The organism is Frankia gtarii, assembly GCF_025403375.1.
Lineage (GTDB): Bacteria > Actinomycetota > Actinomycetes > Frankiales > Frankiaceae > Frankia > Frankia gtarii.
This window is the reverse complement of record NZ_JAMPTM010000064.1, coordinates 19,884-28,153: the sequence shown is the minus strand read 5'-3', so window position 1 is coordinate 28,153 and position 8,270 is coordinate 19,884. Positions and strand designations below refer to the sequence as shown.

Annotated in this window: 8 protein-coding genes and 1 pseudogene; 6 read left to right on the top strand and 3 right to left on the bottom strand. The window is 66.7% G+C overall.

Features of this window, described 5'->3' with window-relative positions; all coding sequences use genetic code 11:
* A pseudogene (locus NBZ83_RS12180) lies at positions 1-287 on the top strand (RNA polymerase subunit sigma-24); the annotation flags it as partial.
* 10 nt (positions 288-297) lie between these two features.
* Here NBZ83_RS12180 and NBZ83_RS12175 read toward each other — a convergent pair.
* Positions 298-1,965 (bottom strand): copper resistance CopC/CopD family protein, encoded by a 1,668-nt coding sequence (locus tag NBZ83_RS12175; RefSeq protein WP_261568074.1) that lies wholly within the window; start codon positions 1,963-1,965, stop codon positions 298-300.
* A gap of 28 nt (positions 1,966-1,993) precedes the next feature.
* Positions 1,994-2,719 carry a YcnI family copper-binding membrane protein gene (locus tag NBZ83_RS12170; RefSeq protein ID WP_261574966.1) on the bottom strand — a complete coding sequence of 242 codons (726 nt, stop codon included), beginning with the start codon at positions 2,717-2,719 and terminating at the stop codon, positions 1,994-1,996.
* A gap of 895 nt (positions 2,720-3,614) precedes the next feature.
* Here NBZ83_RS12170 and NBZ83_RS12165 point away from each other — a divergent pair.
* The 3 genes from NBZ83_RS12165 to NBZ83_RS12155 all read left to right on the top strand — a co-directional run bounded on the left by NBZ83_RS12165 (position 3,615) and on the right by NBZ83_RS12155 (position 6,413).
* Positions 3,615-4,259 (top strand): response regulator, encoded by a 645-nt coding sequence (locus NBZ83_RS12165; protein ID WP_261568077.1) that lies wholly within the window; start codon positions 3,615-3,617, stop codon positions 4,257-4,259.
* Between the two features lie 266 nt (positions 4,260-4,525).
* The gene (locus NBZ83_RS12160; protein ID WP_261574965.1) at positions 4,526-5,920 is read left to right on the top strand and encodes an HNH endonuclease signature motif containing protein; all 1,395 of its coding nucleotides are present in this window, start codon (positions 4,526-4,528) and stop codon (positions 5,918-5,920) included.
* A 136-nt stretch (positions 5,921-6,056) separates the two neighbouring features.
* Positions 6,057-6,413, top strand: coding sequence for a hypothetical protein (locus tag NBZ83_RS12155; protein WP_261568079.1), 357 nt, complete (start codon positions 6,057-6,059; stop codon positions 6,411-6,413).
* Here NBZ83_RS12155 and NBZ83_RS12150 read toward each other — a convergent pair.
* Positions 6,392-6,727 carry a type II toxin-antitoxin system VapB family antitoxin gene (locus NBZ83_RS12150; RefSeq protein WP_251744810.1) on the bottom strand — a complete coding sequence of 112 codons (336 nt, stop codon included), beginning with the start codon at positions 6,725-6,727 and terminating at the stop codon, positions 6,392-6,394. The genes NBZ83_RS12155 and NBZ83_RS12150 overlap by 22 nt on opposite strands.
* Positions 6,728-6,937: 210 nt before the next feature.
* On the opposite strand from NBZ83_RS12150, the gene NBZ83_RS12145 reads away from it, so the two are divergent.
* Entirely contained in the window at positions 6,938-7,711 is a 774-nt protein-coding gene (locus tag NBZ83_RS12145) for a DUF2470 domain-containing protein (protein WP_261568080.1), read from the top strand.
* Positions 7,712-7,920: 209 nt separating this feature from the next.
* Positions 7,921-8,256, top strand: a complete 336-nt coding sequence (locus NBZ83_RS12140) for an OmpA family protein (protein ID WP_261568081.1) — start codon at positions 7,921-7,923, stop codon at positions 8,254-8,256.
* The last annotated feature ends 14 nt before the right edge of the window (positions 8,257-8,270 follow it).

The following is an 8,270-nucleotide window of genomic DNA, read 5'->3' as shown; positions in this document are numbered from 1 at the left end:
TGCCGACAGCGACCGTCCCACCGCCGGTGAGCGCGCCGCCAATCAGCGCCGCGCCGGCACCCACGACGTCGCTGGGCAGTGATGCCCCACCCCCGTCCGCTGCGCCCTTCAGCCCCCCGCAGTCCGCCGGGCCATCGACGGGCAAGAGCTCAGCCGGCGCCGAAGGCGCCGGCAAGACCGGAGGTACGGGCAAGGCCGGAGGCACCGGCCCAAGCAGCACCGGGCCGTCCGAGCCCGACGACCGCATCGTCGGCACCCTCACCGGTCCGGCACCGGTCTCCGTGTAGCCGACCCCCGTCAGCGGACTGTGTAAAACAGCGTCGTCACATACTGATCGAAATCGTTGATTCGCAGCGTCAGCCGGAGCTGCCACTTTCCCGCCAAGGGCGCCTGCACCCGATCGCTGCGCGCGTGCCCCGGGGCAGCCAGGTCGAGCGGCACCTCGAACGGCCCAAGATCCGCGGTCGGCAGGGATAGTGCCGCACTTGCCTGCACCAGTTTCTGCGGCTTGCCACTGGGCGCCCAGGCGTACACGTCGAGAGACTCGGCTCCAATCCTGGTCGGCGCGACCCGCACCTTCACCGTCATCGGGCCGGCGAACGCCGTACCGGTGAACGGCGGTGCATAGCTGGTGCGCGCGGGAATCATGTTCACCAGGGTCGCGGTGAGCCCCAGTACCACCGCCCCGACGATCAGCTCCGACGCGACCCCACGCCGCAGGCCGGTCAACGCGGCGGCGCTCGGCGCCTTCTCCGTCGGCTCCGGATCGGATCGGTCGCCGGGGATGCGACCGGAATAGTGGCGGCGCACCCACCGCTGAGCAAGTGCACCCAGCGCGATCATGCCGAGGACAAACCACACCTTGTAGAGCAACAAGCGCCCGTAACTGGTGTCGACGACGGCTCGGAGCGTCCCGATCTCCCGCCAGCTCTGGAACAGGCCGCTGAGCACGATCACTGCCACGGCCCCCGTTGCCACCCGTGACCAGCGGGGCAGCACCTCCGCCAGCTCCACCGCCGCCGCTCGGCGGACCAGGAAGAGCGCGATCACCGCCAGCCCGCCGATCCACACGGACATTCCGAGCACGTGCACCGTCAGGCTGGCCGTCGCGAGCCACACCAGGTCCCCGGCGCTGCCGTGGCCGATCGCCGCCAAGGTCACCGCCACCACAAGTCCGAGACCGGCCAGCTCGCATCTGCGCCACACGTCAAGGGAGGCGGTACGGAACATCCGGCGCAGCAGCGGTACCGCGAGGCAGAGCGCAAGCAGCCGGATCAGCAACAGATGGCCGAACCGCTCCTCCAGCGTCGCCGACAGCACCGACCAGCGGCCCAATCCGTCCAACCCCAGCCCGGCGGCATATGGCCCCTGCAGGAGCAGCTGCCCCAGGCCGGCGAGCGACGACAGCCCCCATGCCCCCGCTATGAGCTGGTTTGCACCGCTCGTCCGCAACCCCTGCGGCCAGAGCAGTAGCAGAAAGAAGCAGGCGCCCAGCAGAACGCCGATGCCGGCGTAGCCGGCGAACCGCGCGACACCGAACAGGAATCCGACCGTCCGCGAACCGGACGTGTTCGCCTCCGCCCTGGCGGCCCCTGCCTCCGGTGGTCCCCCCACGCCGAAGGCGAAGGCGCCGGAGATCGGGTGACTGTCCGCGGAGATGACCCGCCAGCTGGCCACATAGGTGCCCGTGGGCAGGTTGGGTCGCAGCGTCACCATCGCCTCGGAGGCCTTCTGCCCCGATCGCGCCTGACCATCGTCTACCCGGGCGCCCGCCGAATCGAGTACCCGGATCGAATCCCGCGAGACCCGGACCGACTCGCTGTAGTCGATCACTATCCGGGTCGGCGCAGCGGCGAGCGCCGCGCCGTCCGCCGGACTGCTTCCCGTCAGCAGGGCATGAGCGGACGCCGGCGCGACGCCGAGCCCGAGCCCGATCGAGGTGGTGATCATGACCAGAGAGGCCATGATCACCACCATCACTCTTCGCACGAAACTACGCCCGCCGCCGGGCCGTCACCAGTGCGAAGGCGCCGGCCACAAGACCGAGTGCACCCAGAACCACACCGATGATTCCGAGCCAGCGGGCGGTCCCATCGCTGTCATCCGCCTGCGGGGCCTCGGCGACATTCTGCATCGCCGCCGAATTGTGCACGCCGGTCGGCGAGCCCTCAGCCGCCCCAGCTGCGGTCACCGTCAGCGACGGCGCCGGCTTGTCCGGCTCCTCGGCCCCTGGCTGCGCGACATCAACCCATCGCACCACATCCCCGTTCGAATAGGTCTGCAGTGCCTTGAATGCGAGCTGTCCGGCCTTGTCCGGCATCGGACCAGCGGAAACGGTGAACGTGTCAAACTCCCCTGGCTTGATTCCCTGACCCCCCTGCGCCGTCCAGGTGATGCGGGTGACCACCTCGCTCACCTGGCCGTCGTCCGTGCTCAGGGGCTTCGCGGGCGCCGCCTTCGTGATCTTGTAAGTCCAGCCGGCCTTAGGCTGCACCGACACCGACGCGAGCGGTGTATCGACGGGGAACTGAACATCGATACCGGTGGTGGAAGCGTCGTCCTCTTCGGTCGGCACCTTGAACGAAAGCGTGGCATAGCTACCTGCGGACGCGGTGGACGGCTGCAGGGTGACGTGCGCGGAGGCCGGCACTGTCGTGGCAAGTACGGCCGCGCCGGCAACCACACCGAGCACACCCACACGTCGATAGAGGCGGATCATGTAAGTCCTTCCAAACGGTCCCACAGCGCAGCGGGAACACAGAGAATCCGTGTCTCACGGGCGCCGGAGCGTCGTTCGTCAGGCCATGGCAATAAGCAGCGGTGAGCAACCCATGGCGCACCGCCCCGTCCGACCGATCTCCGGCTGGCCCTGCGGCGGGCCACGCCGACGGGCGGATCGCCCGAGCGGACGGGTATGTGGGCGGGGCGCCCGTCGACGAACGTCGGCGGGCGGCACTGGCGGAATCGAAGGCACGGCGAGACTCGCGGCCGGCCGGAACAGACAGAACAGCACCGGATGGGGACGGAGACCAGAAGCCGACCACAGCACACGCTCCGCACGACGCAGCAGCACCGCGACGCACGCCGCAGCCAGACCGTGCGCGAGTACCATCCGCGCCTCGACCGAGCAGCCGCCCGCCTGATGTGTGTGGGAGTGCGCAAGGGTGAGGGCGAAGGTGATGTGGAGCAGAATCTGGGTCCCCGCGACGCCTGCCACGAGCAACGGTAGGTGCCGTTCCCGGTCACCAAGGCCGTAGGCAATCCGGGTGAGCAGGAGGGAGGCGGAGATCATAATCGCGGCCGCCGGCCGCTGGGCGCCGCCGGCCACGTGCGCCGCCCAGGCCAAGCACACGGAGGACGAGGCGAACGTGACAGCTCGTCCAAGGCGAGCTGTCCCTCCGATCGCCGACCAACCTGTGCTCACAGGGAGCAAGCCTGCCATGTCCTGCCCGCTCACCGCCACATCCCCTCCAGCAACGTCGTCAAGCCGTCAGTTGTTCTCGCCGGCAGCGCCTCCCGAAGTAGGTCATCCTCGGACGGTCAACACCCGTTTACAGGTAGCGTCGGCGTTCTCCGACGTCGGAGCCCATGAACCCGAAGAGGACTGATGCGTCGTGCGGGTAGTCATCGCTGAGGATTCGGTACTACTCCGCGAGGGGCTGCGCCGCCTTCTCACCGACGCCGGCTGCGAGGTAGTCGCCACGGTCGGTGACGGACCCGGTCTGGTCGATGCGGTGGCGACGCACCAGCCCGACGTCTCCGTCGTGGACGTTCGGATGCCTCCTTCACACCGGGACGAAGGGCTACGAGCCGCGATCAAGGCCCGCTCCGAGGTCCCGGGCTCACCAGTCCTTGTCCTCAGCCAGTACGTTGAGAAACAGTACGCGGCGGAGCTTCTCGCCGACGGTGCCGGCGCCGTCGGATATCTTTTGAAGGACCGCGTCGCAGACGTTCGCGAGTTTGTGGATGCGGTGCGTCGGGTTGCGGCAGGCGGCACCGTCATGGATCCGGAAGTGGTGGCACAGCTTCTCGTCCGAAATCGACGCAACGACCCCATGTCTGCGTTGACCCCACGGGAACGAGAGGTCCTCACTCTCATGGCGGAAGGCCGATCGAACACCGCGATCGCCGCGCACCTGGTCGTGAGCAGCGGTGCCGTCGAGAAACACATATCAAACGTATTCTCGAAACTCGGCCTGGAGCCGACCACGAAGGACCACCGTCGAGTCCTGGCGGTCCTCGCGTATCTGCGGAGCTGACGAGCCCATTCGGCCACCCACCGCCTTCACCTAACTCGAACATGTGATCGATTCTGCATCCCTGGCGTACGCCTGTCAAGTGCGACCGCCTCCTCCGACCAGACCTGCCGGTAACCGCGTTCCATCCAGGAGCCGTCCTCCGCGTCAGACTAGCCAACAAGACGGCGATCGCGACAACGCGGCCTGCACCGCGGAACAGAGAAGGGACCAGTCCGGCAGCCACAACCGCAAGTAGACCACCGTGGCAAGATGAAATTCCGGATGGCATGATCGACGAGAAAAGCGTCAACGCGGGGGGCTTGACGAGAATGCCGCCAAGGCGCAGTATCGAACTCATGTTCGACGATGATCTGAACGTCATCCCCCTCCCTGACCTTGAGGTGGAAGTCTGCAGCTGGGCTGGTCGCATCTCGGCCGCGACCTTCCGCTGGCTGAGTCTGATCGCCGCCTTCGACCGCCGGAAAGGCTGGTCCTCGACCGGACTGCCGACCTGCGCGCACTGGTTGGCCTGGCGCTGCGGGCTCGGTCTGCGGGCAAGCTACGAGTACCTGCGCGTCGCCCGTGCACTCCAGACGCTCCCGCAGATCAGTGCAACCTTCGCCCGCGGCGAGATCTCCTTCTCCAAGATACGAGCCATCACACGCATCGCCACGCCGGACACGGAGGCCGAGTGGGCTCACGAGGCAAAACGATGCTCCGCCCGCGAACTCGAACGACTTGTCTCCCTACAATCGAAGATCAAGTCGGATGGCGGGCAAGACCGCGAGAAGAAGGGCGACAAAAAGGAGAGCCCACGCTGTTCCTGGCACTGGAACGAGGACGGCACTTTTTTTCTGATCGCCCGTCTCGATCCGGAACGCGGCGCGGTGATTGCCAAGGCCCTAGAGATGGCCACGTCAAGTCTCGACCAGCCGACCGATCCGCGCGATGAAGAAATGATCGCGTCGGATTTTGCGAACGAAAATCAGGAAAGAACGGTAACGGTGTCCATGCGAGCTGATGCACTCGCAGGAGTCGCGCATTCTTTCCTTACCCACGGCGCACCGAGGCTTACAGATCCGACCCTCTACACCGTCAACGTGCATGTCGATGTCGACACTTTGGTCGGTGGGATCGAAAGTCGTCCGAACAAAAATTCCCGGAACATAGAGAAGGAACATCCCAGCAATCGGTCCTGCGAGATCGAGGGGGGCGCCATGCTCGCGCCGAGTGTCGTCCGCCGACTGTCCTGCGACAGTCTTCTCCGCACACTTCTGATCGACTCGAAGGGAAACCCGCTCGCACTCGGTCGCACCCGACGGAGCCCTTCCACCAAGCTGCGGAGAGCCATCTATGCGCGGGACAAGGGTGTCTGCCGGTACCCCGGTTGCCGGCACACCAGGTGGCTTCAGGTTCATCATATTGAGGAATGGAGCACCGCGGGAGGGACGACAGATCCGGCAAATTTGATCCTGCTCTGCTCACTCCACCACCGACTTATACACGACAAAGGCCTGATTCTCGAGCGGCGGCCGACCGGGGAGGTCCTGGTCTTTCACCCGGATGGAACGGTCACTCAGGAGGCGCCGCCGATGAGCAGCGATCCAGACCCGCTGCGTATCTTCCGCACCGCTGCACCCCATGGGCCAGGTCAAGGATCTTCGGCTGGACAGGCAGCGTGAGCCCCGCCGCAGGCCGAGTGCTGATCGATCGGCTCGAGTCGGCCCCGACCAGGCGTCCCGCACCCTGCACCGATCTGATGGGACACGGGGTCGGTTGCCTGGCTACGTGAGGCGATGCCCGTAGGCTCCCGGTCTTGTGAGCCCCATCCTCGCGTCCGGACGAGCTGGGAACTTCCTGCGATCTTTGTTGATCATCGCTGTGCTCGTCCTGACGATGCGGACGGCCTACCTGCTGTGGTTCTTCCATACCCCGGCCTGGACGTCGCGACCGCACGACATCCGCTACTGCGGCGGATGGTACGAGCGGGCCGGCACACCAGATGTCACGGGCAGTCAAGCCAGGCGGACCGCTGGTGGAGACCTCAAGGCGGTGATGCGATCACCGGTCTTCCGGCCGATCACTACCCACCGTCCGTCTTCGGCCTGTCCGCAGTATCTGTTCGCCAAGGTCGGGAAGGATGTCTACGTGACCTACCGCGCCACCGACGACTGAGCCGAGTCGCTCAACGCGGGTCCGGTGAGCACGTAGACCCGGGCGTGTATCGAGGTGCGCTGCTGCAGCGCTGCGCGGACCGCTCGATGCAGCCCGTCCTCGAGGTAGAGCGCTCCTCTCCACTCGATCACGTGCGGGAAGAGGTCTCCGTAGAAGGTCGAGTCCTCATCGAGCAGTACATCGAGCGCAAGCACTCGCTTCGTCGTGACGAGCTGATCGAGCCGGACCTGGCGGGGGGGAATGGCCGCCCAGTCCCGCTGGCCAAGGCCGTGCTCGGGGTACGGGCGACCGTCTCCGACCAACTTGAAGATCACCGGCACCTCCTCTTCGAGGGCGAGACATCCGTCGACTAGGACAGCCTAGAATCCCCGCCTCGCCTATAAGACCCCGGTCGGCCCGGAGCGGGAACCGGGTGGACACCAGGACCACGGCCGGGTCGTGGATCCCCACATCGGGCCGGCTCTCACTTGACCTCCGCGCCAGGTCTGACTTAAGTAAGCCTTACCTCAAGAAAGGAGGCCGCGATGATGTCGCCAACCCACGCTCAGGACATGGTCACGATGGCTCAGCAGGCGAGGACGGTCCTGGCCAGTGGCCGCACGGCACTGCTGACTCTTCCCTGTGAGCAGGCACGGGGATGGGTGGGAGTGATCGACGACGGAGGCGAGCCGGTGCTGATGGCGAGCACCGAAGGCCGGCTTGCCGGCGCCGCCAGGAACGGGAGGCGGAGCTGGGTCGAGGTTCCCGGGCACGCTGGCGAGCGCCTGATCCTTGCCGGCCCGCTGCGGGTGGTACCGGGTACCACGGAACAGATCCTGCGCCGGCTCGCCGATCTAGGCCGCACAGTCAGCACGGAGGACGGCATCGCCGATGGCCTTTCCGTGCTGGCTCTCTCCGTCGACGATGTGGTGCTCTGCCTACCCACCACCGACATGGACTGTGGTCCACGCCGATGGACCTCCGCCACGGTAGGCCGGCGCATCGACCTGGCCACCTATGCGTTCGCCGAACCGGACCTGATCAGTGCCTACGCCCCGGAGCTCATCGAGCATCTCAACGTGGGGCATGCGGATCAGATGCGTCAACTCGCCCGATACGCACTACCGGAGGCGACCGACGGCGACGTCGCTGGCGTCCAGGTCAGCGGCCTGGATCGATACGGCCTGGATCTGTGGCGAGTCGATGGCGCCGGAGCCGAGCAGGTGCGGGTCACGTTCCGACAGCCGCTCATCGAGCCTCGCTCGCTTGGCCGGGAGCTACGCCGATTGCTTGATCAGTCGACCAACACCTCGGAATGACGACCATAATCGGCTCCGGACGTTCCTGCCTCACGCCCGGAGGCTCAGATGTCTCAAGCGCGTCATCGCCTGAGTCTGGCTGCGCACCGCGGTGCACGAACTGCGAACCGGACGATGCAGTCCGCCCGGTCGACCCTGCCAGGAGCGTCATCGAGCTTCGCACAGAGGAGCATCGCGGTGCCGAGACCACGCTCACCCTGAACGCGGACGTGCTGTTCGCGTTCGACTCGGCGGAGCTCACCGCAGTCGCGCGAAGCCAGATCGCCGACGTGGCCGGCCAGGTCACCGGGTCCGCCGCACCGGTCCGGGTGGACGGGTACACCGACAGCTTCGGCACGCCCGCATACAACGCGATCCTGTCTCAACGACGTGCCAGCGCCGTCGCCGATCTCCTGCGGCCCACGGCGGCGGACGGGGTACTCGTCTCCGCCAGGAGGCATGGGGCAGCCGATCCGATCGCCCCCAACACCCTGCCCGGCGGTTCGGACAACCCGGCCGGGCGGGCACTCAACCGCCGGGTGACAATCACCTACGGCAGCCGCTGAGACCACTGCCGATG

Excerpts from the sequence above, each read along its gene's own strand:
- NBZ83_RS12175 (WP_261568074.1), bottom strand. The coding sequence starts at position 1,965 with ATGGCCTCTCTGGTCATGATCACCACCTCGATCGGGCTCGGGCTCGGC.
- NBZ83_RS12170 (WP_261574966.1), bottom strand. The coding sequence starts at position 2,719 with ATGATCCGCCTCTATCGACGTGTGGGTGTGCTCGGTGTGGTTGCCGGC.
- NBZ83_RS12160 (WP_261574965.1), top strand. The coding sequence starts at position 4,526 with ATGATCGACGAGAAAAGCGTCAACGCGGGGGGCTTGACGAGAATGCCG.
- NBZ83_RS12145 (WP_261568080.1), top strand. The coding sequence starts at position 6,938 with ATGATGTCGCCAACCCACGCTCAGGACATGGTCACGATGGCTCAGCAG.